A 25,594-nucleotide genomic window follows, 5' to 3' on the forward strand; every position below is an offset into this window, starting at 1 on the left:
CGGGACAAAGCTGCTATCGACGCAGCAACACGCACCACTACTTACGCTCCCTCGGGAGAGGGACCGGCTTGCGGGACGTTTATGGGCCACTCCGCTTTCGGGACGTCCGGTCCCCGCTCAGGTAGGTAGACTCAACGGGCCCCACCAAGGAGCGGCATCTGCTACACCCACATCTGATCCGGGGTTAGCCGTCGACCGTTTTGAATTTCAAATCTATGCTCAAGCCAAGAAAACCACCGCAAGAACGGGCTGATAAATGGCTTGTTCTAACAGGGGCGTATTCTTCAAATAACGCCAGACCGGTCAGGAACACAATGCCACGGCGGCAGCCTTAGTTCAGGTTCATGCCGAACTGCCGTGTGAGGAGAGCCCGCTTGAAGTGGGCTTCGGCGGCATCCACCTGCGCGGCCGGCGCGCTCGGCGAAAAGACCTGCAGGATGCTGAACTGGAAGTGCTGTCGGTGCCGGGCGTCTGCGGCAGCCAGCTCCCGGAGGGCGACATTGCCGCCGTGGCCATTCCTGGCATACTCGCTCCAGCGGCCCAGGAAGCGCTCGGCGCCATCGGCCTTCCCCACGTACAGTTTGCCGGTCGTCGTGTCGGCGATGAGGTAGATGCCCTGGACGGAGCTGAGTGCCGTCCGCCATTGCCCGTAGCGATCGTCCGTGATGACGGCCTGGAGCTCGTCGTAGCTGACAAGGAGCGAATCGAATCCGGGGAACGGCACGCTGGACGGGTCGGCGATCTCGACAACCGCCATGCCCACCGACTGGTCTCCCGTCTTGGCCCAGTTCACCGCGTCCTTTGTCCACTCAATAACGAGGCGGTCCGCCAGGGCAGCGAACACCGGGGTGGGCCGCAGGTCGAAGTAGCGGCGGTCGTCGGTGCGCTCCGCAAGCACTTCGCCGTGGTTCTCGTGCGCGGTGATGAACCGGGCCCGCCGGCCGGTGGTGGCGAGGAAGTTCAGCCAGATCCGGGGAGGAGTCGCTGGCAGCTTGCTGTTACGGATGCCTTGTTCACGCACGTACGGCAGCAGGTTGGGCCCCATTGCATCCGCCCGGGTCACCAACCCGTCCGGCTTAAGCGTGTGCCGGATGACCTGCACGTCCTCCGGTGCCAGCCCGGCAGCCTGGAAGAGATGTCCGAGGCTCAGTTCGCCCGAGTTTCCGTTATTCATGCTTTACCTTTGCTCAATCATTTGTATGTCTGTGTCCCGGAGGGCCCCCACCGTTCCTGAGAGGCAGGGGAGCCTACCGCTCAACGGACTCCAGTCCGTCTAGCCATTCCGCGATTTCGTCCATGGCTCTCCCAGGATTGGGCGCAGTGGAGTACACGCGGACCTCGTTGTAGTGCGGATGGTCGATTCCCAGCGGTGGCAGGTCGTCTTCCCTCAGCCGGACCACGAGGTGGCCGGCCTCCAACAGGTCCGTTGTCTTCCGCAGATCTGTCACGACCTTGGCTGGTGCCGAGTGCCAGTACTCGCCGTCGTATTCCACGATCAGGAGCCGGTCGCCGATCTGGACGCTGATGTCAGCCGACCAGGCCCTGCGCGTCGTAAACGCCTTGTCGCGCAGCACGACGCCGGAGCGTGCACCAGTGGACCGCTCTTCGGCAGCGGCATGGTGGGCCAGCTCCACCTTTGACTTGCCGGTCTCCCGGCATTCAGGACATTCTGCCCCATTGGACCGGCCGCTGAGAGAGCTCCTCCAGACATGCACGGGGTTGGTGGCACAGACCCATTCCGGCACGAATGGGGTTGAGGCGTGCGGACGAACGTCCCAGGCGCTGATGGGATTCGTGGGGCTCCACTCGGCCGCCAACCCCGGATCCTGCCACGTCAGCGACCCGAGAATTGTCTTGCATTTAGGGCAGCGCAGCCTGTCGTACTTGTCCCGTGACCGCGGTGATTCCTGCCACTCGTACCCGCAACAGTCGGCCAGCCACCACGCGGCGCGCTTGGAGTCCCAGACAACGTCGTGGGGAGTGAGCTTGCCGTTGCGCGTCGGGTGCCACTGGCAGGCGATCTCCGGCAATATGTCCGCGAGCCAGTTCTTTTGGGATGCCCGGGTTACTGCGCCGCGGCAGCTCGGGCAGCCTGATTGCAGGAAGGTCAGGGGGCTGATACGTGGATGGTGGCCGGCGGGGCACCTGAAGCGCCGCAGCCGCCAGTCCCCGGCGACCATGACGGTGGTTGGGTCAGCTTCGTCCGCCCAGGCGGCCGCGAGTTCTGGCACCTGGGCGACGGGAGTGGTCTTCCAGCGTTCGTATTCCTTCTCCCATGCTGCTTTTCGGGCCGCTTCGCAGTCCGGGCAGGAGTGCCGGCCTGCTGTCATGTCGAGGACCTTCGCGGTGAATGACAGCTGACACTCCGGACAGATCCAGTGGCACAGCCGTGTTGCGCGCAGCGTCACCGTGCGGAAGGTCTTCTCGTCGTTGCGGTCGTGGTCCCACCAGTCGCGGGCCGCATCATCTGACTCCGCCAGCAGCGCCTTCGGCTTTTTAGGGCTGGCTGGATTTTCCGACCGGATATTCCTGGCCGGGGCTTTCGCAGCTTCGGAAGAGGTGGGGCTGGCTGAGCGGACGTTTCGGGAGCAGGGGCAGCCCCATCCGATGTCGCCCATGCGCTCGGCTGAAATGCGGTTGCAGGCGCGGCAGCGCGCAATGATCGGGTCGTTGCCATCGTTGACATCGACCATCGTGCGGATGAAGTCGTATCCGTTCCGGTCGAGGTGGGCGATGATCTCCTCGCGTGAGTAGATCCGGCTCGGAAGCTCGTTTCCGGACATCTGGCGGGCCAACTTCGCCCACTCCGTCCAATAGCAGGCCCGGCAGGTCTTCTCACCCACGGCGTTCTTGTCCAGCGTGTACTCGAACCTGTAGTGAGCCTGTACGCCGCAGTCCAGGCAGGTGGTCAGACGCCACTCTTTGGGTCCGATGAAGGGTTCGTCCGCAGCGAGGCCACCCTCGCGCAGGATCTCGTCGATGCAGCTTGAGCACCACGCCGGCTTGCTGCGTGTCCTGTAGGCGGCCGCGTTGCCGCAGGAGCCAGTTGAACAGGCCTGCTGCGTTGATGCCGATGATGTTGCCGTGCTCATGTGTCCCCCATGCTGTCTCTGGCCATCACTTTAGACGAATTCGTGCCAGGCCCGGCTCCCGGAGTCGCACGCCCTCGCAGGCCATTGAGACGTCGACGCAAGTCCCGGCGACCCTGCTGCGGTACTGTCGATGGCCGGGCCAGGCTCTGCGCCCGAGCCAGTAACTGCACTTGATAAAGGAACTTGCCGCATGTCGGTCCGAATTGACGAACTGTTTGAAAATTTGCCCCTCGTTCTGGGGGTCACCGACCTGACGCGCATCCTGGGTAAAGACCGGGCAACGGTGTACCGGTGGCTGAAGAAGGGCGAGATTCCCGGTGTTCTCGTCGACACGACGTGGGTCATTTACCGGGACGAAGTGCGAGACTACCTGCTGAGCAGGCACAACCAGGCCGGTGGCGCTCCTCATGCGAGCCCCTCCGGCGACGGCCAACCGGAGGCCGAGTCTCCTTCAGCGTAAGCTGCCGCGCCGGGACAAAGCCCTTACCGCCCTCATAAGATGACCGCATGAGCCGCGAAGAAGATCCCCCAGCCGCCGACCCCGCGTTCGAAGCCGCCTACCAGGCCGCCCAGAAGAGCCTCAGCGAAGGCGGCATCCCGGTCGGAGCAGCGCTGGCCCGAGACGGTGTGGTCATCGCCAGCGGACACAACGAACGGATCCAAAATGGCGACCCGATCGCGCACGTGGAAATGTCGGCCCTCCGCGCAGCCGGCCGGCCGAAGAGCTACCGGGACACCACGCTCTACACCACCCTCGCCCCCTGTGCCATGTGCACCGGGACCATCATCCAGTTCAAAATCCCCCGCGTGGTGGTCGGGGAAGCGCGCACGTTAGACGGTGAATTCGACCTTCTCCGATCCCGCGGCGTTGACGTGGTGGTCCTGGATGACCAGCGCTGCGTGGACATGATGCGCACCTTCCAGTACAGCAACCCTGACCTGTGGGCGGAGGACATCGCCGAGTAGCGCTGTGATGCCCTCGTGCAAAGTGCTGCGGAAGCCGCAATCATTGCCCCGGTCTAGCCTTGGGGTAGGAAGCAGTGACGATGAGGAGACCTTCGTGACCAGCCCGAGCCATGACTCCCAGGACCCCCGCGCGTACTTCATCATCCGGGATCTTGCTGCCTGAACGCTGCCTTGCTCAGGACCCGCCCAGCTTCCCGAGGTACTCGGCAAGGGCATCGAGGATCGGTACCTGCCCCTTCGCGAGTTTGCTGCGCGCCTCGGACTCTCTGAACCATCTGGCATCGTCGATTTCGGGATATTCCCGGACAACACCGGAACCCTTTGGCCATTCCAGCGGGAACGTGTTGCTGGTGATGTGCTCTGGACGGAAATCCGATTCGGCGGCAAACGCGGTGATGACCTTCCTCGAAGGCTGCCGGAAAGCGCCCAGCTCAACGTAGTCCGCCTGAGGCGCTGGCGTCCCGATTTCTTCGGCGAACTCCCGCAGCGCGGCCACCAGAGAGTCCTCCCCGTCGAGGTATATTCCCTTTGGAATTGTCCAGGCGCGGGTGTCCATGCCGGTCCAGTGAGGGCCACCATTATGGGCGATCCAAACCTCCAAGTGCCCTTTTAGGCTCCGCCGATACAGCAGAATGCCTGCGCTGCGAACTGTCATACGCCCTCCACATCCCAAGGCTATAGAGATTGCGGGTTCTTGTCCTGCAGTGGCGGCATCCTGCAGCGGCGCCGTGAGGACGCGCGGGCGGGCACCCTCGCCGCGGCCTACCATGACGGCCTGGCGGTGCTCCCAGGCTGGCAGACTCCCCCGCGGGCTGAGGCTGACGAGGCACGGTGGCACGACCGGCTCAAAGCCCTGGTCGCGTACCGTGAGGCCGGCAACGACTGGCCGCGCCACAAGGCCGTCATCACAGTGTGGGAACTGTCGCTGAACGGCGGATCTATGGGATGGGTTACCACAGCAGTCATGCCTACGCGGTTGTTCCCCTTCTTCTGGTTGGGGCAGGCGCGGGTGTGGACGCAAGTGCACTGGCTCGACGGGCAGCACGAATACCTCCAAGAGGACTATGGTCCCGACTGGCCTGCTGCGGAGGAACTGCGGGACGGGTACTTTGTCACCTCCCATCCTCGAACCCACCTCGACTTCAGATTCGACGCAACAGCCGTTACCGGTCCCGACTGTGATCGGCTCTGGGCGGAGTTAGAACATGGCGTGGAGCCGTACAACCGGAATACGTAGCTCTCCCCCGGAAACCTAAGCCGGTACGGAAAGTGTCGCGTTGCGGAGTCCGCGTGCCATAGACGGCCGAAGCATCGAGCGTGGATGGGCGCGGGAAAGCCATGCCTATTTAAGAGGACTGTGATGCTGAATTGGCTGCGATCTGGAGCGGATCCAGGGGTGCGCGGTTCAGGAGCGAGGCGATGGTGTCTGTGGTGCTTTCGAGGAATCCGAAGGACGCAGCGGAATGGATGGACACCAGCATGTCGGGCTGGAACGGCAAGAGATCCGCTGCTGCTAGTGACTTCCTGAGCTCCGACAGAGTTCCGGGCTGGTAGTTGGCGCCTACTTGGTCCGCTACTTGCTGGGCCGAAATGGCCCGCATTGCAGCCAAGTTATAGATGCGTCCCGCATGCTTCTGCGGGGCTAGGGCGATGTTGGCGGCTGCTTCGGCCAGGTCCTGCCGGGCGATTGCTGCCACTCCGCGGTTCCCGAGGGGTGCGGTGATTACCCCTTCATCAGGAGTGAGTAGTTGCCCGATGAGTTCGGCGTAGAGGCCGTTGCGCAGGATCGTCCAGGGGATCGATCCCTCCTGGAGGCGTCGCTCCGTCCAGCGGTGGGCAAGGGCGAAGCCGAGGTGATCTCCGTGATCAGCCAGGCTGGTGTAGATGATATGGGCCACGCCCGCTTTTTCGGCGGCTGTGATGAGGTTCTGGTGGCGGGCGATCACCACGTCATCTTCCGCAGTGCCGGCGGAGACAAAGACCAGCGTCGCTACGTCATCGAGGGCAAGAGTCTGAGGATCATCGAAATTCAGGGTCCGCGCGTGCGTGCTGCCATCTGGGTTGCGGGTTCCTCCGGTGACGTCCGCTCCGCGGGTTTTGAGGTGTCGGAGAATGGCTTGGCCGAGCTGGCCGGAGATTCCGGTCACGAGGATCATTGGAGAGTTCTTCTTTCGGATGGTTCTTCTTGGTAACTAGACTCATCGTCTGTAACCAGCACAGACTGCACAAGGAGGCACATTGCTGTCACAGAGGCACATTGAAGTAACTCCCCTGCTCGAGCCATGCGGTAAACCAGGACATGTGGATTGCGGGATTCGCGATGTGCTGGACCGGATCGGGGACAAATGGTCCGTGCTGGTCATCGTTGAGCTCTCATCCGGGGCCCGGAGGTTCCGTGAGCTGCAGCGCTCCATTGAGGGGATTTCTCAGCGCATGCTGACGCTGACCGTTAGGCGTTTGGAACGGGACGGCCTTGTGACCAGGACCGTCTATCCAACGGTGCCACCCCAGGTCACGTACCAACTGACGGGACGTGGAAGCAGCCTGACCCATCTCTTGAGGCAACTCGCCGACTGGTCCTTGGAACACAAGGAAGACATTGGACGGTCCCGCGAGATGTACGACAACGAGAACCCCGGGCAAACGATCCGGTAGCAGGCAGGGCTCTTTTCGGGCCGCCTTCGGCGCGCCGGTCCCGGTCGGACCTTTGCCTGGCGACCTCTCACAGGTTGCGGAGCAATTCCCCTGTAGGTGGCAGGATGGGTCCCGTGGCGACGACGAGACGGAACTCAGCCCCCAGCCAGGAGTGGGTGCTCATGTACCGCGGCGGTCTCACCCGCGGACAGATCGCGAACCTGGTCGGAGCCGAACCGAAGACCGTCGCCTACCACCTGCGCATCGCCCGCGCCGCCGACCCGCAGCTGCAGAAGAGTTGGCCTGATTTGTCCGGATCAGGTCGGAACGGTACAGGCACAACAGTTGTTATTAACCTTTCGGTTGGCGGGCGGAAGTCACAAAGAGTCTGGCCTTAAGAGAGGTGGGCGAGAATAGCTTGACGCTGCCGGCTAATAGTCTCGAGTTGCGTGTCAAGTTCTGCCGCTCGGCCGTTCAGGTGCGTTCGTAGTTCTGCGCACATTTCGAGGTCAGGAGTGCGTCCACGGGCGCAAGGGAGGTACTGGCGGATGGCGTCAGAGTCGAGGCCCGCGGCATACAAACCCTGAATCTGAGCCACGATGAGTGGAGCATCATCGGAGTACACGCGGTATCCGCTGCACGTACGTCCGGGGATGAGAAGGCCCTGCTCTTCGTAGTAGCGAAGCGCCCGCCGGCTTACACCTGTTTGCTCGGATAGCTTCCCGATCAGCATCCGCGATTCCTTCCTGAACCAATTGACCTTCACGCTGACGTGACCCCTTAGGGTCGTTGCCTATGAACATAACAACGCACGCCCGCCCGGCTCATTCCATCCAGCGCGTCATCATCATCCACGGGTACGCCGCAGCACCTGATGCACACTGGTTCCCCTGGCTCCAAAGCGCACTCCAGGCTGAAGGCATCAGCGCTACAGTGGTCACTCTCCCTACCCCCGCTGCTCCGCAAGCTGCTGCCTGGGAGGGCGCTGTCAATGCTGAACTTGGAGTGCCTGATGGGAGAACGGTAGTAGTGGCGCATTCTCTCGGAGCCATCACTGCACTCCGCGTGCTCGCGGCGCTTCCGGAGCCATGGGAGCTCGGCGGTCTTGTGCTGGTAGCCGGTTTCACTGGGCCACTGGAAGCATTGCCGGTACTCGACGGTTACCTCGCAACTGACGTGGACGTTGAACGCATAGCAAGGAATATCCGTGAGCGAGCAGTCATCCGCTCTGATACGGACCTTTTCGTGCCGACGGCATCATCTGATGACCTCGCTAAGCGCCTCGACGCGCAGCTGTATGTTCAACAAGGCGCCGGACACTTTTTGGCAGAAGACGGCGTGACAAGCCTGCCAGCTGTTCTGGACCTCGCACGCATCAGATCAGGCGGCCCGGTAGGGGATCCCCTCTAGCGGGACGATATACGGGCCGCCCTCTTTCGGGACGTTTTTGAGTTCACCACCAAAAAACCGCACCAGAGCGGGTAGTGGTGTGAGATCCGCCAAGCCAGGGGCCTGGTCTCAGTCCGCGGAAGTACCGGCCTGGCCGCAGACCAGGCTCAGTGTTGGAAATATCGAACAAATCCGTCTTCTCAGTGGAATGTTCGAAATCCTGGCGAGGCGTTGCCGCGGCGCCAGCCTGTACCGGACCGCCTGGCCCTCTCAAATCCTCCGCCGGGAAAAGATCCCCCGCCTTCCGCCCGTTGCGGCAGCGAAGACTCCCAGCACAATGACGGATCCCAGGATGGCCAGCAGCCAGGTCCGGAGGTTGAAGAAACTTCCGAGGCCGCCGCCGAAGATGAGCGAGCCGATCCACCCGCCGAGGATCGCCCCGACCACGCCCAGGAGCAGGGTCACCAGCCACCCGCCGCCCTCCCGTCCGGGAAGGATGGCCTTCGCGATCGCTCCAGCGATCAGGCCGAGAACGAGAAATCCGAGGATTCCCATGACACACTTCTTTCTAGTCAGTCAGCTACAAGCCGGCCATCACCGGCCATACTCTGAGTATGCTCAGCGTGCTTAGCAACTGACAAGCATCCATGATTGGATGAATTAGTAAGCCGCCGAGAAGCTTGGCGGCAAGGGCAAGGAAGCCGCCGGTTCGGCCACGGGCGATGAGAGCCTGAAGGCCGAAGGCAAAGGCGACCAGGCCAAGTCAGATGTGAAACAGGCCGGCGAAAAGGTCAAGGACGCATTCAAGAAATAGCTGCCAGACACAAATCAGAAGGGGTGCGGTCCAGCGGACCGCACCCCTTCATGCGTCCCTAAGACGCCGTCAAGAACCTTCTTCCATACGCTGTTCCAGGGAGTCGTCAGCGGAGATAATTGGAACAGAATCGCCGGAGCTGGGCCAGCGTCACTGCTTTGAGTGGAGGTCACCGAAGGCCAACTACTGCAGATCGTCATGGACCGGGTTGGGCTCCGGGACTCGCTTAGGCTGCTTTTTGGGCGGTTAGCATTCATTGCACGCCAAGGCGCATTGTCGCGCATGTGCAGCGACCCGAGCCCGGCGCCCCTCCCGCACCGTGGTCCCCGGTTCGCAAGAGGCCGGGGACCACATCACCCGCGCTGCGACGGGGATTTCGTCAGCACTTGGTGCCCGCTACCTGTGATGGGACTGCAGTGGATCAGGCGACGATCTTTGGCTACGCCTTCGGATACTTGGCGACAATGGTCGCCGTTTTCTTCATGTTTCTTCCTGTGTTCGGCGTCTTTGGGCTGCTCCTGCTCCTGGCAGGCGCAATGCAGCTGGTACTCCTCCTGCTGAAGGCCATCGGTGTCGGTCTGTACCGGGGCGCAACAGTGCTGTGGAGGAATCTGACCAGATGGGGCAGGACGCTCCTGGACAGACGCCACGAAGGTCCAAGAGACGAACAGCTGATGCCCCGCTGACGCGTCAGGAGTCCATTGGATCTTCGCTGGGCTCGCCCGCGGCGATGCGTTCTGCGGTCCGGCGGTAAGCCTCGGCGATGTAGTCTTCGATGTCCGCAGCCCCAATGCCCACATACCCCTGCCGCCGACCTGGAAACGGCGAAGATCACCCGAACGAAGCAGCGCCCGGATCTGGCTTTCGGACACGTTCAGCTCCTCCGCGGCCTGCTCAATGGTCAGGAAGCGGCGGCGTGTGCGGGGCTCGTCAGTCACTGCAGCATCGTATGCGGGCATGGTCAAGCCGCTAACCGCGACGGGCCCTTTGAGGAGGCGGAACTAACTGGCCCCATCACGCGTGCTTGGCCGACAGGACGTACCAACGGTCACAGGCCAGCACGGCGTAGGCAGACGCCGTCTTGATCAGCTGGGAGACGTAGAGTTCACGGGCCGGCGCCGGGCGCTGCAGCTTCTGCGAGGCGCAGCCGACCAGCCCTATCGTGCAGACACCAGTCGACGTCGACAACTTGCTGGCCGTATGAGTGCTCATACCCGGAAACATGCGTAGACGACGCAGACCGGTGGTCCGGCGTCCAGCTGATCTGTTGGAGGCGACACCTGCGTAGGTGAGTAGCCAGGCACGCACAAAGTCAGGTATCGGCCACTGATGCCTGGCCCGAACGACCAGTGTTGAATGGAAGCGAAGCAGCCCTTCATGCCCCGCCGCGGGGGGCTAACCGGCTGCTTCACCACTTCCCGCGCGCGGTGCGCTCGGGCTTTGACCGGGCCGACGACGAACTGAAGCCTTCTGAGACCGGGGCTTTGGTACCCCAGCCGTCGCCGGCCCTTGGATCAGGCCACCGGGGGTCACGAATCCATGACGATGCCGCCAGCGGCGCAAGTGCGCCGATCTTAGGTGGCATTGGAGATATTGCTAAATACTGCTGATCGAACTGCGGTCGGCTTACTTTTCCCAGTCCGGGAGGCTCTGCAACATATTTCCGTATTGTTCGGATTAGTGCCGGGCAGCCTGCCGGGTGATCAGGATCGGAACAATCTTCTTTGCGGTCCCCCGAGCAAAAATCCCTTCGAGACCGTCCCTGCTGGTCAGGAAGAGGGCGCCTCAAGGTAGCTTCGGACGCTGCTGCGGAGGGTGTCCGCGTGCTCGTAAATGTCTTCCAAGGAGCTGATGGGAATTCGGGTCTCGGCCTTGTCCTGGTCAAACAGGCCCAGATACTTCTGGGCCCGGTTGAAGTGCAGCCTGGCGATCGGTTTGCGGTTGTTGTCATCGAGAAGGACCGCGAAGTACGACTTGGCATCGCGCTGGGTGACCCTGGACGGCTTGATGTCGCCGCACACAATGGCCCGGACGATGTGGAAGCCTTCTAGCTCTTCGAGGGTGGTCTCGATCCCGGTTTCGATCAGGTCGTCCTCCGCCGGCTTTTCGCTCGTGACGGTGGCCGCAATTTCCGGGTCATTCGCCATCGGGAAGTTGGGCTGGCCGAGGGCGGCCTTGAGGCGTTCATTGACCTGGTCATTGAGGAACTGCTTCGTGGCCTTGGTGACCAGACCGGTGAACTGCTCCCGGACCTTCTGGGTGTAGGCGCCCTCATACACCTTGGAGGTGAGGAACTTGATCCAGTCATCCTCGGGCTGCTTGAACTCGCCTGCGATGATCCGCTTGATGGCGCCAATGTATTTCAGCTCGCCAGCGGCGCTGATGATCGAGTCCAGGTCAAAGACGTCCTTGGAGAGTTTCATCAGTTCCGGGATGAGGGTCTCGTCAACGTCGTTCAGGTCAAGGACCAGGAAGGGTTTCGCGTCCATCCGGTTCGGAGCGTCCAGGTCCGTGAAGAACTGGTAGACCTCGCCGTTGGTCAGGATCGCGATCCTGGCGTTGGTCACCGCGAAGTAGCGGTAGAGCTGGGAGGCGTGCTCGATCTTCACCGGCTCTTTGGACTTTTTGCATTCGATGAGGATCTGCACCGTGCCGCCACGCATGATGGCGTAGTCGATCTTTTCGCCCTTTTTGACCCCGACGTCGGCGGTGAACTCGGGAACGACCTCCAGGGGGTTGAAGACGTCGTATCCGAGGATCGTGGAAATGAAAGGCATAACGAACGCGTTCTTCGTCGCTTCCTCGGTCTCAATCTGCCCGCGCTGCTGCCGCACCTTTGCCGCCAGCGCTGTCAATCGCTCCGCAAACTCCATTGTTCCCCCTAGTTCGAGACCTTTTCCGCCTACATTAGCGGAAGACGCCGCCCAGCTCCGACGGTTACAGCACGAACAGCCCAGTTACGCTACTGCAATCCCCCATACCGCCGTTCATCAAGCTCCACGAAAGATCACCAGCCACTGCCACGACTTGCACCGGGTGAGGCGACACAGCGCGCCTATTCTGTGAACATGCGTCCGGCCGTCGCAGATGGTGTGATCATCCCAATTCAGAACGCCCTTCGCCGCGTAGGAAAGGGCGCTAAGGTAACCCGCACCGCAGATGGCAAGATGGATCCCGCGGCGACGACGAGACGGAACGTTGCCCCGAATGCCAAGTGGGTGCTGGTCAAGGACACGTATGCGGCACAAGAACCACACCGTAGCCCGCGGCTCTGTCTTCGACACCATCGACGGGAGAAGCGTCGATCGTGAGCTGAAGAAGGGCAGACTTCTCGATCCGGACGGACTGCGCAGCCTTATATCGGCCCGAACTGTCATCGAGAAAGAACGCGATCACTCCTTTACATAGTCAACGACGGAAGCACCGGACCCATAGTGGATCGATCGAGTCCGAGAGGCCGACAGACGGAACCAAACTTCTGTTGATTCAAGTTTGGTTTCAAATTAACAATTGTTTAAGTGCGGAAAATTTACAAGCGGAATTGTTAATCTGCAGACGTATTGGACAGTTGTCCAGTACGGCCGAAGACTAACAATCAGCCCCAGCGTCTGAAGGCTTTTCCGACGGACATTAACACTCAATGGGCCCTGTTTTCCGCCTGTAATTTAACAATTTGGTGGCTGCCCGTTGCTATACCTGCCAGCTTCACCAGGAAGCTAGTGACCTTCCCGCGCTCATGTAAGTCGTAGAACAGCTGGAGCCCAGTGCCGTCGCCGCGGTTTCCTTGCCCGGATTGTGCGCTGAGCGGGTACCACTACGAACCCACAAGGTGTGACATGCTTCACTGCACTGTGTCAATCAGTGGCCCATCGGCCTGCCGGCCCAGTCAGTTGGCTGCTGCCGCACTAAGGAGCTCCGGCAGACGCGCGCTCACCTGTCTCATAACTAAGGATGAGTGCTCGATTTTTGCCAGATGGTTTCGAGACATAGTTATGAGAATTTCCCTCCCCGTCGCGCGTCCGAGACTCGCCTAAATCTGTGGACATGCGGGCCAGACGACTGTTCGCTCAGTGGGACGTCGCATAACCCATGGGATACGAGACGTCTCACCGACCCGCGGACTTCCTATATGTCCTGGGTGGGCGAAAGCGGGACGGTGTCGTTCGTGCAGTGACGAAATAGGAGACTAATGAGGCGCGGATGAACCCGGCGGGTTTAGCCTTGTTGTAACGGTGATGGATCCCACCGGGACCGGTTGATCGCCGGTCTGGACCGCCGATGTGGCTGATGGTTCCTGCCCCTACTGTGAAGGGCAGGTGGTCGCCATGACTGGAACCCGGAGCGGGCCCGGCACCCCTCAAACGCCGGAGAGGGATAGGCTCACCGGCGTCCTGGTGCCCGTCGGCCCGTTGGAACTGTCCGCGGAGGAAGTGCGCCAGCTCTGGTCGTTCATTCACGGAGACATCATGGACGGAAGCATGCGCCGGTTGCTGCGCGCCTCTCTAGGATTGTGTCCCCGGCATTCCTGGGCCTACGCGGTCGTGGAGGTTGAGCTGTGGCAGGCCGGTGCGGGGGTCCGGGGCGGGCACCAGCCCTTCGACGTGACGGTCCTTTATGAGGACCTTCTTGGCCACGTCGCCCACGGGCTGGACCGGAAAACCTCCCTGTTGCACCGGCATCCGGACGATGTGCTTGTGCCGGTAGGGCCCTGTCGGATCTGTGAGGACATGGCCTCTGCTGATCTTCCTGGTCTGCGAATGGGCTACGGGAACTCCAACACCGAAGCCCTGACGGTTGAAGCGAACGGCCTCACGCACACCAGGGCGTGGTGCCTGGAAACACTCCCGCTCTGGCGGGACCGGGTATGTCCCGGCTGCGGGCCTGACACGGCTGAGACGGCCGATAAGCTGTTGTGCCGTTTTCCATTTGGCGGCACGCCATCCTTTGCCGGAGCAGCTGCGGCACGCGGTTGCGTCGCGGCTGCGGGACATCCGGGGACGGATGGTGCACCTGACCGAATCCATGACAGACTACGGGGCACCGACTGGGGCCGAGGAAAATGCATCCTGGATCGAGGCCATCGGCTTTTTCGCCGGCTGGGGGCTGCCCTTTTACCTGGCCGCCGGTGCCAGGGAAGCGGGACCCGAACCGGACAGCACAGGAGCCGGGCGGAGCGACTGACCGCGTCATACTGTGGCGGCCGTCATCACTGTCCCTGTAGTCTCTGTTTCACGGTGATGGATCCCGCCGGAACAGCCCGCCCGTAACGTGCGGGGCGTTCGAACCGCCTCCTGGCTAATGGTTCCTACCTTTGCTGATACGAAGGTAGGTGACTCATGCCCGCACCCGGCACACTCTTCCTGCTCCGCCACGGCCAGAGCGTCTTGAACGCCCAGGACCGGTTCGCCGACCTGCTCGACCCGCGTCTGACTCCCAAAGGGGAAGACGAAGCTGCCCGTGCCGGACGCCTGCTGTCCTCAGCTTCCTGTTCCCCGGACATCGGCCATGCCTCCACTCTCACCCGCACTCGAGACACCGCCCGCATCGTTCTGCGCCCAGGAAGTCGGCAGCTGTAATCCGGCACCCGGCCCGGGAGGAGCGCGTCACCAAATGTAACCGGCTCCTGGAAATCACCGACGAGACCCTCGCTGCCCTACGGTCCTAAGGGAACATGCCTCAGCCAGCCGATCCCAAACAGGAGCGCCCATGAATGAGCCAGAGAACGAGCCCCGTCCCGGCGCGGGGCCCACACCGTATATTCCGAGCCACATTACGGGCCCTGTGCTGATGGGTGCAGTTCCTGGCCAACCCCTTGCGGTCGCGCACCGGGCGGCGGATCTGGCCTCGAGCCTGAACGTCCAACTGATCTGCGCGTACGTGGACGTCACCAGCTACCTCGCCGAGGAACCCGACGGCAGGGTAGAAACCCTCCCGATTGATCCGGACGGGATCGACGATGACATCGAAGGGATCAGTGCCGGCATCAAAGAACGCCTGCAGGAAGCCCTTGACGAAAGCGGGGTCCGGTGGTCGTTCGTGACCCTCGCAGGTGACCCCGCCCGGGCCCTCGGGCGGTTGGCCGAGTCGGCGGACGCCTCCGTCATTGTTGTCGGAACCCGGGAACGGGGCCTCGGGGCCCGGTTTGAGGAGTTGCTCGTCGGGTCGGTCGCGGTCCATCTCACGCACCGCCAGCACCGGCCCGTCCTGGTCGTCCCACTCGCCCCCCACACCAGACACCACCGACAGGAGGGCCACTGATGGAACCGCCCACCCCGGAGACCGCAGCGACCACCGGACGTCCGGAACGAACCGACCCGACCGCCGCCGGGCTGCTGCCCATCGGCAGCGACCCGGCAGAGACAAACGAAGACGAGGCGGATGCCGGGACTCTGGGCGAGGCCCGCGCCCACAGGCCGGTTCATCTGCACCCCGGGTTTGTGTTGGTCGTCATCACCGGTGGCGTGTTCGGCGCTTTGGCCCGTTACGGGCTCAGCACTGTCCTGCCATCCCCGGGAGGGTGGCCGCTGTCGACCCTGATCATCAACCTCGCCGGGGCGCTGCTCCTCGGCCTTTTGCTGGAGGCCCTGGTCCGGCGTGGTCCTGACGCCGGGAGGTTGAGGATGATCCGGCTGCTCGCCGGGACGGGGTTCATGGGCGCCTTCACGACCTACAGCACCTTGGCGCTGGAAACGAACACCCTGCTGGGGACTGGACGGAGTACCGACGCGATTGCCTATGTCGCCGCCACGGTGATCGGCGGCGCAGTGGCAACGGTGGCCGGGATCCTGGTCGCCGCCGGACACCACACCAGGATGACGGTCCGGAGGCAGGATGCGGACCTCCGCCCCGACCGACAGGAGAGCAACCGGTGAACGCCCTGACTATTCTGTTGCTCGGACTCGCCGGAGGAATCGGCGCCGGAACCAGGTTCGTTGTTGACGGACTGGTCCGCTCCAGGACCCGCACCGCACTGCCCGTAGGCACTATCGCCATCAACGTCACCGGATCCTTTCTTCTGGGACTGGTGGCGGGAGTCGTGATCAGCCACGCCGCGCCCGCCGAGCTCCAAACCATCGCAGGGACAGGGTTTCTGGGCGGATACACCACCTTCAGCACCGCCAGCTTGGAGTCCGTCCGGCTCATCCAGTCCGGCCGCACCGGACTAGCCCTCCTTAACAGCGTCGGTACCGCCGTCGCTGCGGTGGGGGCCACAGCGGCAGGCCTTGCCCTGGCAAGCTTCCTATGAGACGGGCCAGCCACCGGACAGCAATCACGAAGGCGGAACGGAGGGCGTCCATGCCGGAAATGAATCAGAAGCACGTGAGGACGGACCGGACCGGGAAGGCGCGGCCGAACAAACTCGGACCGATGGGGTTCGTCCTGACCTTCGGCGTGGTCAGCATGCTCGCTGACGTCGTCTATGAAGGCGCCCGGTCCATCACCGGGCCCTACCTGGCTACGCTCGGCGCGTCTGCGGTCGTGGTCGGCTTCGTCACCGGATTCGGCGAAGCCGTCGCCCTGGTTATGCGTCTGGGCACCGGGCCACTGGCCGACAGGACTCGTAAATATTGGCCGTTGACTATAGCGGGATACGCCCTGACCGTTACCGCCGTCCCTCTCCTGGCCCTCGCCAGCTCCCTGTTGCAGGCGTCGGCGCTGGTCATCATGGAGCGGTTCGGCAAGGCCGTCCGCACCCCCGCACGGGATACCATGCTCTCCCACGCGGGAGCGAACGTGGGACGCGGGAAGGCCTTCGCCATCCACGAAGCACTCGACCAGTCTGGGGCCCTCCTGGGCCCGCTGCTCGTCGGGCTCATGATCGCCGTGTCCGGCTACCAACTCGGATTCGGTGTCCTGGCCATCCCCGGCGCCCTCGCCCTCATCGCCGTGCTCCTGCTTCGCCGGGCCGCGCCAGATCCTGCACGCTATGACACACAGCCTGTCAGCGAGCCCGTGGCCACGCCCGGCCAGATCAGCGGCCGGGTCCCCTTGCCTGCCAGGTTCTGGTGGTACAGCGCATTCACCGCCGTGTCGATGTTCGGGTTCTCCACCTTTGGGGTTATCTCCTACCACCTCGAAGTTCAGAAGGTAATGCCCTCGGGACTGATCCCGGTGACTTATGCCGCCTCCATGGGCGCGGCCGCTTTGGCGGCCCTGGCCTCGGGTGCGCTTTATGACAGGATCGGGCTGCGCGGCCTGCTCATTGCCCTGCCGCTGACCGCTGCCGTCCCATTCCTGTCCTTCACCACCTCCCCCGGCCTGGTTTGGGCCGGCGCGGTGGTCTGGGGTGCAGCCCTGGGCATCCACGAATCCACGCTCCGGGCCGCAGTCGCTGACCTTGTTCCGGCCGCCCGGCGGGGGACCGGATACGGGATCTTCACCGCGATCTACGGTCTGGCCTGGCTGGGAGGGTCCGCCATCATCGGCGCCCTCTACTCAGCCTCCCTCAGCGGCCTCGTCACCTTCACAGTCGTCACCCAGGTCGCCGCGCTGATCGCATTCATCCCCCTGCTCAAACCGGCATCCGCGCAAGGCCGGGCCGTATAGCCTGGGCTAGAACTGCCCGGCGACCGGCCAGTTCAGTGGTGGCTCCAGCAAAGGACACGAACAGCGTTACCCGCAGCAGTTCACAAAAAGCGATTGATCTCGGCGTCTCTTAACCCGAGTGCCTCGAAACCCACGAGGGTCGTAAGACATGAGAAGTGGTGCACCGCTGCTTCAGTACATGGCGACAACTCGTGCCCACGGTTGCACGCTCCGGAAAGAACGCCAACTAAAACGGACGCCCCGGAGGAGGTCGGCATGAAAGCTGGACTCATTCTTTGGGCACTGTTGGCCGTGCTTGGGATCGCCCTCGCTATCTTCGCCGCAGACCCGGTCAGCAGCGCCTTGGGGATTCTTCTTGGCCTGGTTGGCGTCGTTGGTTTCCTCCTAACCATGAGACGCCAGGACAAATAGGCCGTCCTCGCAATGGGGAGGGATGAGACCGCTGTCCGCGGCGCAGGACGCACCAGAGCAGAACGACGCAAAAAGCAGTGGCATGTCTTCTCCTCGCTTGTGCAATATACCCCCTGGGGGTATATTGGTGCTGTTGCCAGTGAAGTGGTATGTCCAGGCAGGTGCATCGCATCGCCGTCACAGCCGTTCAACCCCAGCACCCATCACTCATCCACTAGGAATGGAACTGATATGTGCGCAACAGAATCCCGTAAAGAACTCCCTTTGGTTGCCTCGGCTTCGGCCTGCGGCTGCTGTTCACCTGCCGCTGCCGGCGAATCTCCGGCCATAGCTGCTGATGCTGAATACTCGCTGGAGGGGCTGACCTGTGGACATTGCGTGGCGAGCGTGGAGAAGGCCGTCGTTGCGCTTGATGGGGTGCAGGCCGTGTCCGTTGAGTTGAAGCCGGGCGGGCATTTCACGCCTGGTGATTTCCGGAACTGCCGATGATGAGGCAGTCCGCGACGCTGTTGCCGCCGCCGGGTACAGCCTAACCACCCGCTGACTAATCCGTTCCCGCCGGCCTCCGCACAAATGGCACGCCGGCCGATCCTCTAAGGAGGAAATCATGGAAGACCACGCCCGCCACCATCATTCTGCGGCTGGCACCACCCACGGCACCGCGGAAACCACCGCAGCGATCGCCACGGCGCCTGCCCACAACGGCCATGAAGGGCATGGCCCCGATGATGACCATGTCGTCCACACCCACGGCCAGCATGCCGGCCACAGCACGGCCATGTTCAAAGACAGGTTCTGGCTGACCCTGGTCCTGTCGGTGCCGGTGGTCTATTTCAGCCCAATGTTCGCGCACCTGCTCGGATACCTGCCGCCGGAGCTTCCAGGCTCGGCATGGATCCCGCCGGTGCTGGGGACCGTCATCTTCTTCTACGGCGGCATGCCGTTCCTGAAGGGCGGCCTGAACGAACTGAAGACCCGGCAACCGGGGATGATGCTGCTGATCGGCATGGCCATCACCGTTGCCTTCGTCGCGTCCTGGGCCACGAGCCTGGGACTCGGCGGTTTCGATCTGGACTTCTGGTGGGAACTGGCCCTGCTGGTGGCCATCATGCTGCTCGGCCACTGGATTGAGATGCGGGCCCTCGGCTCGGCACAGGGCGCCCTGGATGCCCTGGCCGCCCTGTTGCCGGACGAGGCCGAACGCATCACCGACACCGGCACCGAGACCGTCAGCGTGACAGAGCTTCGCACCGGGGACACGGTCCTGGTCCGCTCCGGCGCCCGGATGCCGGCCGATGGAACGGTGATCGACGGGCAGGCCGAGTTCGACGAATCGATGATCACCGGCGAATCCAAGACGGTGCTCCGCTCTCCGGGGGACACTGTCGTGGCCGGCACGGTCGCCACGGACAACACGGTCCGGGTCAGGGTCGACGCCGTCGGCGATGACACTGCCCTGGCCGGGATCCAGCGGCTGGTCGCCGAAGCACAGGCGTCCTCATCCCGGGCGCAGGCCCTGGCCGACCGGGCCGCGGCGTTCCTGTTCTACTTCGCCGCGGGCGCCGGCGTCATCACCTTCATCTTCTGGACACTGCTGGGCAACGTCCCCGAAGCGGTCACGCGCACGGTGACCGTCCTGGTGATCGCCTGCCCGCACGCCCTGGGCCTGGCGATCCCGCTGGTGATCGCAATCTCGACAGAGCAGGCAGCCCGCGCCGGGGTCCTGATCAAGAACCGGATGGCCCTGGAGCGTATGCGCACCATCGACGTGGTGCTGTTCGACAAGACCGGGACCCTGACCAAGGGCGAACCCGAACTCAAAGACTCCGCCACCGTCGAGGGCGGGGACGGGCAGGAGATGCTGGCGATGGCCGCCGCGGTCGAATCCGACAGCGAACATCCCGTGGCGCGCGCCATCGTCCGGGCAGCACGCCAACAGGGCCTGGACGTTCCACGCGCCACCGACTTCACGTCCATGACCGGACGCGGGGTGCAGGCCACTGTCGACGGGCGCACCCTGCAGGTCGGCGGTCCGGCGCTGCTGCGCGAGCTCGGACTCACCGAACCGGCAGAACTGGCATCCGTCACCCGGACATGGATGGATCGCGGCGCAGCCGTTCTGCACGTGGTGGACGGGACCCGGATCCTTGGCGCGGTCAGCCTTGAGGACGCCGTCCGGGACGAGTCCCGGCAGGCCGTGGCGGCCCTGCAGAACCGGGGCGTCAAGGTCGGTATGATCACCGGGGACGCCCGCCAGGTCGCCCAGGCTGTGGCAACCGAGTTGGACATCGACGAGGTCTTCGCCGAGGTCCTGCCCGCAGACAAGGACAAGAAAGTCGCCGAACTCCAGGCCCGCGGGCTGAAGATCGCCATGGTCGGGGACGGCGTCAACGATTCCCCCGCCCTGGCCCGGGCCGAGGTGGGCATCGCCATCGGCGCCGGCACCGACGTCGCGATGGAATCAGCAGGCGTGGTCCTGGCCGGCAACGATCCCCGGGCCGTGCTGTCCATGGTGGACCTGTCCCGGGCCAGCTACCGGAAGATGTGGCAGAACCTGGTCTGGGCCACCGGTTACAACATCATCTCCGTGCCGCTGGCCGCAGGCGTGCTCGCCTTCGCAGGGGTTGTTCTCTCTCCCGCCGCCGGCGCCGTCCTGATGTCCGTCTCCACTATCGTCGTGGCGCTGAACGCCCAGCTGCTGCGACGGGTGAAACTGAACCCGTCCGAGGTTCGTTGATGCAAGAGGCCATCAACAGTCACAGGGGCGAACGCCTCCACGGCAGGCCGGTAGCCTAGAAGTACTACCGAACCCGCATGGAAGGAGGAACGCCCGTGAGCGCAGCAGCCCAACGCAGCGCGACGGCATTCCTTCGCCGTGCGGGTTTGGTCGCCGCGGTGCTGGCCATCATCGCCGGGATTTTCGGCATGCACGTGATGACCGGCCACCACGCCACGCACTCCCCGGCCTTCGCGACGGCCAGTGCCCACGACCACGACACGGCACCCACTGACCAGCCCGGCCACCGCTCCCGTGACAGTACCGGGTCAGACCCCGCCGTCGTTGCAGGGCCGGTTGGCCTCATGGTGGCCGCAGAGTCATGTCAGGATCCGGGATCCTGCAGCATGCAGGCCATGACGGCGGCCTGTACCCCGTCGCCGAAGACACCGTCCCTGGACGCGCCGCCACCAGGCAGCCTCGTCCTGGCCGTCAGCAACAACACCACAGCCGGCCCGGAAACCGGGCGGTGGACCTACCTTCCCGACAGCCCCTCACCGTGTGAGCTGTCCATCAGCAGGACGTAAAACGAGGCACCGCGCCCGGCCCGCCGCGGCGCACCCTCCATCACCCTGGCTTCCCCTTCCGGGACCGTCGGGCGCCTCCCTCGATGCACCTAATCCTTGCGGCGCCCCACGCGCCCGCTGATGATGTGAAGGACCTTGATTTTCCATGAACAAGAAGTTTCTGACCCTTTCCACGACCGCCGTCGCAACGGTCATCGCCCTGGCCGGATGCGCCTCCGGATCCGGCACCGGCTCCCCAAACACCACAGCCTCCAGTACCGCGTCCTCCGGTACGTCCATGCCGGGCATGGACCACGGCAGCTCCAGCGCGACGGCCGGCAGCACCAGCTCGACGGCGGCGGCCATGAACCACAACGCCGCGGACGTCACGTTCTCGCAGATGATGATCCCGCACCACACCCAGGCGGTGGAAATGAGCGACATGATGCTCAAGAAGTCCGGCGTCCCGACCGCCGTGACCGCGCTGGCCACCAAGATCAAGGCCGCCCAAGGACCCGAGATCCAGACCATGACCGGCTGGCTTAAGGCATGGAACGAACCGACCACCATGCCCTCCGGGCACAGCATGGACGGGACGATGAGCGAGGCCGACATGAAGGCCCTCAGCGCCGCCCAGGGCACCGAGGCCGCCCGGCTCTTCCTGAAGCAGATGATCGCCCACCACGAGGGCGCCGTGATGATGGCCAAGACCGAAAACACCGCGGGTAAGAACGCCGACGCCGTTCAGCTGAGCAAGGACATCGTGACCGCGCAGGAAGCCGAAATCCAGGAAATGCAGAAGCTGCTGGCCACCCTCTGACCAGCACCATCAGGCGCCGGCACCGCCGCCCCCTTGGCGGCCGTGCCGGCGCTCCGCCCTGCATTCCTCTTCACCCCCATACCGGAGCGTCTTCCATGCCTGCCCACACCATTACCAAGTCCCGGCCCGCAGCCTTCGCGGCCGGCACCGCAGTCCTCATCCTCGCCCTGGCCGCCTGCACCCCTGCCCCACAGCCGACGACGGGCCCACCCTCCTCCAGCGGGCAGGTCGGCACCGGCCTGCCCAGCAGCCACATCCACGGGCTGACCGTCAGCGGTGACACCAGCCAGGTGCTTCTGGCCACCCATGACGGGCTGTTCGACGTCACCACGCAGCCCGCCAGCAAGATCGGCGACACCCATGACCTGATGGGCTTCACCGCCGCCAAGGACCCAGGCGTTTTCTACGCCTCCGGGCACCCCGGCGAAGGCTCGGACCTTCCCAACCCGCTGGGCCTCATCAAGTCTGTGGACGGCGGCAAGACCTGGGAACAGCTCTCCAGACAGGGGGTATCCGACTTCCACGCCCTCACCACGACGAAATCCGGCATTGTCGCTTTCGACGGAACACTCTGGACCAGCCCGGACGGCAAGGCCTGGAAGGCAGCTTCCACAACCTTCGCTCCGGCGTTCCTCGCCGGACACCCCGACAGCAACACGGTCCTGGCGACCACTCCCAGGGGCGTCCAGCGCTCCACGGACGGAGGAACCACCTGGGCACTGGTGAAGTCCGGCCCGGTCGTCATTTTTGCCGCGTTCGCCAGCCCCGCTGAAGCGGTCGGGGTCGAACCGGACGGAACAGTCCACTACTCGGCTGACGCCGGCGCAACCTGGACCAAGAAAGGCCGTATCGAAGGCCAGATCCGGTCCATCGCGGCCGTTAAAGGCGCCGACGGGAAACCGTGGATCTGGGCCGCGACGGTCGAAGGCCTCGTCGTCTCCACCGACGGAGGGAAGACCTTCCGCCCCGCCGACGCGAACTGAACAGCATGGGCATCAGGAAATGCTCCGCCTTCACGGTGACCTCCGGCGTGGAGCCCCGCAACCTCACCCGGGCCATTGTTAAGGTGCCGGTTCCCGCCCGCCCGGTTACAGGCGTGGAAGGCTCTGTGCCGTGAGTCGTGCCGAAGTCTGGCGCACGGATCCGGCCACGCTGCGTGACGTGATCCTGGATCGTGCAGCGGTGGAAACACGGCTGGGCAACTGCCCACCGCTGGAGCGCGTCTGGATCCTGTCGCTGCTGGACCGGCACGAAGAAGCCCTGGAAGAAGGGCACCAGCTGCTGGCTAGCTCCCGGGACCGTTTCAAACCGCTGCTGGTCCTCGCACACGCCTACCAGCGCCAGTACCGGTGGGCCGAAGCGGCAGCCCTTCACGAACAGGCCCTCCGCATGGCCTCCACCCGGACCAGGGAAGCTCTGGTCCGCCACCATATCGGCAGGCGCCTCTTCGATGAAGCCCGGTACCGGGACGCCGCCGCGGAGTTCGAGTGGGCCAGCGACCTGTATCGCAACGGAGGCCGGGCACGTCTGGCCGAGGCATCGCGGCAGGCGGCCGCGCGCTCCCGGGAGGTGCACGGCCGGGACGGCTGGTCTGCCCCTGAGGGCTGACGGCCTCAGGAACGCCCGGCTAGGGTGGGCCGTGACGGCCGGACCGTCCGGCCCACCCACCACCAGTGTCAGGAGCCGCATCATGACCCACCACATCAGCGCCATGCTCAACGCCCACCCCCGCGGGGCCGGCACCGCCGGGCAGGACACACTGGCCGAGTGCATCGCCGCGTGCTTTGAATGTGCCCAGTCCTGTACCGCGTGCGCCGATGCATGCCTGGGCGAAAAGATGGTCGCCGATCTCGCCGCGTGTATCCGTACTGACCTGGACTGCGCGGACATTTGCGCCGCGACAGGCAGCATCCTCACACGCCAGACCGCCACCAACACCGACATCACCAAGGCAGTGCTGGAGGCTTGCCGGACAGCCTGCGCCGCGTGCGCGGAAGAATGCGAGCAGCACGCCGGCATGCACGAGCACTGCAGAATCTGCGCGGAAGCCTGCCGCCGTTGCGAAACGGCCTGCACGGAACTTCTCACCGCCCTGGCCTAAGCCCTCCGGCAGGCAAGCCGTGCTGCAGCTGCCTAGGCGCCGGCCTCCCCTGGGCCGGTGGCCGGTGGCTGCAGCCCGGACATGGTGAGGTTCACCAGCCGCCGTACCGCTTCCCGGGACGGCAGCTCCGAGGCGGCTTCCAGCGCATGCAGGCAATATCCGGCGAGCTCCTCCGGGGCGACATCGCCGCGCACGTCGCCCGCTTCTGCCCCGGCCCGCAGCAGGTCCGTCAGGAAATCGTTGAGGTGCCGGTGTGCGTGGCTGACGTGAGGGCTCTGGTGCAGCCGGGCTGCCAGAGCGCCCCCATGGCGGGAGTGGGCCATTATTGCGTAGGCCTCCAGGACCGCTGCCAGTTGCCGCGCAGGGCCGTCTGCGCTGAGCCGGGCCTGCGCGAGGCGCTCCAGGTGCTCATGGATCTGGCGCTCGTGCCAGGCCGCAAGGACCGCCTCCACATCAGGGAAGTACTTGTACAGCGTGGCCCGCCCAACGCCGGCTCCCTGCGCGATCTGGGACATGGTTACCGAGCCCAGCCCGTTTTCACTGACCAGCCCAGCGGTAGCATCAAGGATCGCCGTCCGCACCGTGCTCCGGTGCGCTTCGATCGTGTCGTTCCAGAGCCTCGGCATGTGGTCATCATACAGTTCGTCGCGTGTTGGACAGCATGTCCGCAACGAGACATACTGTCTTACAAAACCCGCAGACCTGCGTGAGGGAGAGTAATGAGCGAGAGAAACGAGCGGCCCGCGGAGAACACGCAACCCGGAGAGGCCCCCCATAAGCCCGAGCCGGCAACTCCGCGGTGGGTTAAAGGCTTCATCGTCGTTGGCGTACTCCTGGTCGTGGCCTTCGTGGTCCTGCATCTGGCCGGCGGGGGAATGGGAAGCCATACGCCGTGAGGCTCATGACACCGGGGCTGCGCAAGGCCGCCCTGACCGTCCACGTCGCCACCTCGGTCGGCTGGCTGGGCGCGGTCGTATGCTTTCTCCTCCTGGCAGTCGCCGGGCTGACAGGAACCAGCCAGCAACTGGTGCGTTCGGCCTACCTGATGATGGATCTCATAGGCTGGGCCGTCATTCTTCCGCTGAGCCTGGCATCCCTGGCCTCAGGCATCATTCAGGCGCTCGGCACCGTGTGGGGACTGTTCCGCCACTACTGGGTCCTGATCAAACTCATCATCACCGCCCTGGCGACAGCCCTGCTGCTGCTCCACCTCCAGCCCGTCACCCATATGGCTGGCATCGCATCAGTCTCTGACCTTTCCCCCACCGACATGACGGCGATGCGAACCCAGCTGCTTGCTGACGCCGCAGCAGCCGTCCTGGCCCTGCTCGTCACGACTGTGCTCTCGCTCTACAAGCCCCGCGGACTCACCAAATACGGGCGAACCCGCAATGAACGCCGGCAACCTGCCGGACAGCAGCCATAGCCCACATCCCCGGCGCGGTCACGTAGGCAAGCCGACTGCAGACGGACGGCTCCCCTTCCTAGTCCGGCTCAGTGTCTCGAAACCTGTGTGTGGCGGATTCAGGTGGTGTCTG

Annotated in this window: 32 protein-coding genes, 1 pseudogene and 2 riboswitches; of the genes and pseudogenes, 22 read left to right on the forward strand and 11 right to left on the reverse strand. The window is 64.0% G+C overall.

Going from position 1 to position 25,594, the window contains the following annotated elements; translation table 11 throughout:
* Nucleotides 1–331 precede the first annotated feature (331 nt).
* Nucleotides 332–1,174 carry a GIY-YIG nuclease family protein gene (locus J7I85_RS11660; RefSeq protein ID WP_214851916.1) on the reverse strand — a complete coding sequence of 281 codons (843 nt, stop codon included), beginning with the start codon at nt 1,172–1,174 and terminating at the stop codon, nt 332–334.
* Between the two features lie 73 nt (nt 1,175–1,247).
* Nucleotides 1,248–3,092, reverse strand: coding sequence for a zinc-ribbon domain-containing protein (locus J7I85_RS11665; protein ID WP_214851917.1), 1,845 nt, complete (start codon nt 3,090–3,092; stop codon nt 1,248–1,250).
* A gap of 190 nt (nt 3,093–3,282) precedes the next feature.
* Here J7I85_RS11665 and J7I85_RS11670 point away from each other — a divergent pair, with 190 nt between their 5' ends.
* Both J7I85_RS11670 and J7I85_RS11675 read left to right on the forward strand, forming a co-directional pair.
* Nucleotides 3,283–3,552 carry a helix-turn-helix domain-containing protein gene (locus tag J7I85_RS11670; protein ID WP_214851918.1) on the forward strand — a complete coding sequence of 90 codons (270 nt, stop codon included), beginning with the start codon at nt 3,283–3,285 and terminating at the stop codon, nt 3,550–3,552.
* 47 nt (nt 3,553–3,599) lie between these two features.
* Entirely contained in the window at nt 3,600–4,058 is a 459-nt protein-coding gene (locus tag J7I85_RS11675) for a nucleoside deaminase (RefSeq protein ID WP_214851919.1), read from the forward strand.
* A 175-nt stretch (nt 4,059–4,233) separates the two neighbouring features.
* Here J7I85_RS11675 and J7I85_RS11680 read toward each other — a convergent pair whose 3' ends face one another.
* Nucleotides 4,234–4,713, reverse strand: coding sequence for an NUDIX domain-containing protein (locus J7I85_RS11680; RefSeq protein WP_214851920.1), 480 nt, complete (start codon nt 4,711–4,713; stop codon nt 4,234–4,236).
* Between the two features lie 39 nt (nt 4,714–4,752).
* Here J7I85_RS11680 and J7I85_RS11685 point away from each other — a divergent pair, with 39 nt between their 5' ends.
* Entirely contained in the window at nt 4,753–5,295 is a 543-nt protein-coding gene (locus J7I85_RS11685; RefSeq protein WP_214851921.1) for a hypothetical protein, read from the forward strand.
* Between the two features lie 109 nt (nt 5,296–5,404).
* Here the strand turns inward: J7I85_RS11685 and J7I85_RS11690 are convergent, their stop codons facing one another.
* Entirely contained in the window at nt 5,405–6,214 is an 810-nt protein-coding gene (locus tag J7I85_RS11690; protein ID WP_214851922.1) for an NmrA family NAD(P)-binding protein, read from the reverse strand.
* A 145-nt stretch (nt 6,215–6,359) separates the two neighbouring features.
* Here J7I85_RS11690 and J7I85_RS11695 point away from each other — a divergent pair, with 145 nt between their 5' ends.
* Entirely contained in the window at nt 6,360–6,713 is a 354-nt protein-coding gene (locus tag J7I85_RS11695) for a helix-turn-helix domain-containing protein (RefSeq protein WP_308159463.1), read from the forward strand.
* Between the two features lie 373 nt (nt 6,714–7,086).
* Here J7I85_RS11695 and J7I85_RS11700 read toward each other — a convergent pair whose 3' ends face one another.
* On the reverse strand, nt 7,087–7,425 hold the full coding sequence (locus tag J7I85_RS11700) for a MerR family transcriptional regulator (protein ID WP_214851923.1): 339 nt from the start codon (nt 7,423–7,425) through the stop codon (nt 7,087–7,089).
* A gap of 62 nt (nt 7,426–7,487) precedes the next feature.
* On the opposite strand from J7I85_RS11700, the gene J7I85_RS11705 reads away from it, so the two are divergent.
* Nucleotides 7,488–8,102, forward strand: coding sequence for an alpha/beta hydrolase (locus tag J7I85_RS11705; protein WP_214851924.1), 615 nt, complete (start codon nt 7,488–7,490; stop codon nt 8,100–8,102).
* 249 nt (nt 8,103–8,351) lie between these two features.
* Here J7I85_RS11705 and J7I85_RS11710 read toward each other — a convergent pair whose 3' ends face one another.
* Nucleotides 8,352–8,636, reverse strand: a complete 285-nt coding sequence (locus J7I85_RS11710; protein ID WP_214851925.1) for a GlsB/YeaQ/YmgE family stress response membrane protein — start codon at nt 8,634–8,636, stop codon at nt 8,352–8,354.
* A 112-nt stretch (nt 8,637–8,748) separates the two neighbouring features.
* Here J7I85_RS11710 and J7I85_RS11715 point away from each other — a divergent pair.
* A pseudogene (locus tag J7I85_RS11715) lies at nt 8,749–8,895 on the forward strand (CsbD family protein); the annotation flags it as partial.
* A 353-nt stretch (nt 8,896–9,248) separates the two neighbouring features.
* Here J7I85_RS11715 and J7I85_RS25735 read toward each other — a convergent pair.
* The 4 genes from J7I85_RS25735 to J7I85_RS11740 form a co-directional block, all read right to left on the reverse strand.
* Nucleotides 9,249–9,833: a helix-turn-helix domain-containing protein gene (locus tag J7I85_RS25735; protein ID WP_308159465.1), complete on the reverse strand. Its 585-nt coding sequence runs from the start codon at nt 9,831–9,833 to the stop codon at nt 9,249–9,251.
* Between the two features lie 76 nt (nt 9,834–9,909).
* Entirely contained in the window at nt 9,910–10,107 is a 198-nt protein-coding gene (locus tag J7I85_RS11730; protein ID WP_214851927.1) for a DUF6884 domain-containing protein, read from the reverse strand.
* A gap of 557 nt (nt 10,108–10,664) precedes the next feature.
* Nucleotides 10,665–11,768 carry a type I restriction endonuclease gene (locus tag J7I85_RS11735; protein ID WP_214851928.1) on the reverse strand — a complete coding sequence of 368 codons (1,104 nt, stop codon included), beginning with the start codon at nt 11,766–11,768 and terminating at the stop codon, nt 10,665–10,667.
* A 1,349-nt stretch (nt 11,769–13,117) separates the two neighbouring features.
* Nucleotides 13,118–13,199: riboswitch (Fluoride riboswitch) on the forward strand.
* 198 nt (nt 13,200–13,397) lie between these two features.
* The gene (locus J7I85_RS11740; RefSeq protein ID WP_214851929.1) at nt 13,398–13,712 is read right to left on the reverse strand and encodes a hypothetical protein; all 315 of its coding nucleotides are present in this window, start codon (nt 13,710–13,712) and stop codon (nt 13,398–13,400) included.
* A 127-nt stretch (nt 13,713–13,839) separates the two neighbouring features.
* Here J7I85_RS11740 and J7I85_RS11745 point away from each other — a divergent pair, with 127 nt between their 5' ends.
* The 14 genes from J7I85_RS11745 (at nt 13,840) to J7I85_RS11810 (ending at nt 24,056) form a co-directional block, all read left to right on the forward strand.
* Nucleotides 13,840–14,076 carry a hypothetical protein gene (locus J7I85_RS11745; RefSeq protein WP_214851930.1) on the forward strand — a complete coding sequence of 79 codons (237 nt, stop codon included), beginning with the start codon at nt 13,840–13,842 and terminating at the stop codon, nt 14,074–14,076.
* A 43-nt stretch (nt 14,077–14,119) separates the two neighbouring features.
* Nucleotides 14,120–14,210: riboswitch (Fluoride riboswitch) on the forward strand.
* 21 nt (nt 14,211–14,231) lie between these two features.
* The gene (locus tag J7I85_RS11750; RefSeq protein WP_214851931.1) at nt 14,232–14,471 is read left to right on the forward strand and encodes a histidine phosphatase family protein; all 240 of its coding nucleotides are present in this window, start codon (nt 14,232–14,234) and stop codon (nt 14,469–14,471) included.
* A 130-nt stretch (nt 14,472–14,601) separates the two neighbouring features.
* The gene (locus J7I85_RS11755) at nt 14,602–15,153 is read left to right on the forward strand and encodes a universal stress protein (RefSeq protein WP_214851932.1); all 552 of its coding nucleotides are present in this window, start codon (nt 14,602–14,604) and stop codon (nt 15,151–15,153) included.
* The gene (locus J7I85_RS11760) at nt 15,153–15,767 is read left to right on the forward strand and encodes a CrcB family protein (protein WP_214851933.1); all 615 of its coding nucleotides are present in this window, start codon (nt 15,153–15,155) and stop codon (nt 15,765–15,767) included. The genes J7I85_RS11755 and J7I85_RS11760 overlap by 1 nt, the downstream gene beginning before the upstream one ends.
* Before the next feature lie 5 nt (nt 15,768–15,772).
* Nucleotides 15,773–16,141 carry a fluoride efflux transporter CrcB gene (crcB, locus tag J7I85_RS11765; RefSeq protein ID WP_214851949.1) on the forward strand — a complete coding sequence of 123 codons (369 nt, stop codon included), beginning with the start codon at nt 15,773–15,775 and terminating at the stop codon, nt 16,139–16,141.
* A gap of 50 nt (nt 16,142–16,191) precedes the next feature.
* Complete coding sequence (locus J7I85_RS11770) at nt 16,192–17,442, forward strand: MFS transporter (protein ID WP_214851934.1); 1,251 nt, start codon at nt 16,192–16,194, stop codon at nt 17,440–17,442.
* A gap of 255 nt (nt 17,443–17,697) precedes the next feature.
* Complete coding sequence (locus J7I85_RS11775) at nt 17,698–17,853, forward strand: hypothetical protein (RefSeq protein ID WP_214851935.1); 156 nt, start codon at nt 17,698–17,700, stop codon at nt 17,851–17,853.
* Between the two features lie 231 nt (nt 17,854–18,084).
* Nucleotides 18,085–18,342 (forward strand): cation transporter, encoded by a 258-nt coding sequence (locus J7I85_RS11780; RefSeq protein WP_251024262.1) that lies wholly within the window; start codon nt 18,085–18,087, stop codon nt 18,340–18,342.
* A gap of 118 nt (nt 18,343–18,460) precedes the next feature.
* The gene (locus tag J7I85_RS11785) at nt 18,461–20,590 is read left to right on the forward strand and encodes a copper-translocating P-type ATPase (protein ID WP_214851936.1); all 2,130 of its coding nucleotides are present in this window, start codon (nt 18,461–18,463) and stop codon (nt 20,588–20,590) included.
* A 95-nt stretch (nt 20,591–20,685) separates the two neighbouring features.
* Nucleotides 20,686–21,156 (forward strand): hypothetical protein, encoded by a 471-nt coding sequence (locus tag J7I85_RS11790; RefSeq protein ID WP_214851937.1) that lies wholly within the window; start codon nt 20,686–20,688, stop codon nt 21,154–21,156.
* A gap of 145 nt (nt 21,157–21,301) precedes the next feature.
* Complete coding sequence (locus tag J7I85_RS11795; protein WP_214851938.1) at nt 21,302–21,955, forward strand: DUF305 domain-containing protein; 654 nt, start codon at nt 21,302–21,304, stop codon at nt 21,953–21,955.
* Nucleotides 21,956–22,050: 95 nt separating this feature from the next.
* Nucleotides 22,051–22,938 (forward strand): F510_1955 family glycosylhydrolase, encoded by an 888-nt coding sequence (locus tag J7I85_RS11800; protein WP_214851939.1) that lies wholly within the window; start codon nt 22,051–22,053, stop codon nt 22,936–22,938.
* Nucleotides 22,939–23,068: 130 nt separating this feature from the next.
* Nucleotides 23,069–23,563: a hypothetical protein gene (locus tag J7I85_RS11805; protein ID WP_308159467.1), complete on the forward strand. Its 495-nt coding sequence runs from the start codon at nt 23,069–23,071 to the stop codon at nt 23,561–23,563.
* Nucleotides 23,564–23,645: 82 nt separating this feature from the next.
* A complete protein-coding gene (locus J7I85_RS11810; RefSeq protein WP_214851940.1) occupies nt 23,646–24,056 on the forward strand; it encodes a four-helix bundle copper-binding protein in 411 nt (136 codons plus the stop codon).
* A 32-nt stretch (nt 24,057–24,088) separates the two neighbouring features.
* Here J7I85_RS11810 and J7I85_RS11815 read toward each other — a convergent pair whose 3' ends face one another.
* Nucleotides 24,089–24,682, reverse strand: a complete 594-nt coding sequence (locus J7I85_RS11815) for a TetR/AcrR family transcriptional regulator (RefSeq protein ID WP_214851941.1) — start codon at nt 24,680–24,682, stop codon at nt 24,089–24,091.
* Between the two features lie 93 nt (nt 24,683–24,775).
* Between J7I85_RS11815 and J7I85_RS11820 the strand changes: the two genes are divergently transcribed.
* Nucleotides 24,776–24,952, forward strand: coding sequence for a hypothetical protein (locus J7I85_RS11820; RefSeq protein WP_214851942.1), 177 nt, complete (start codon nt 24,776–24,778; stop codon nt 24,950–24,952).
* Nucleotides 24,949–25,482, forward strand: coding sequence for a DUF979 domain-containing protein (locus J7I85_RS11825; RefSeq protein WP_214851943.1), 534 nt, complete (start codon nt 24,949–24,951; stop codon nt 25,480–25,482). The genes J7I85_RS11820 and J7I85_RS11825 overlap by 4 nt, the downstream gene beginning before the upstream one ends.
* Nucleotides 25,483–25,594: the final 112 nt, after the last annotated feature.

The sequence above is a fragment of the Arthrobacter sp. ISL-65 genome, assembly GCF_018613795.1.
Lineage (GTDB): Bacteria > Actinomycetota > Actinomycetes > Actinomycetales > Micrococcaceae > Arthrobacter.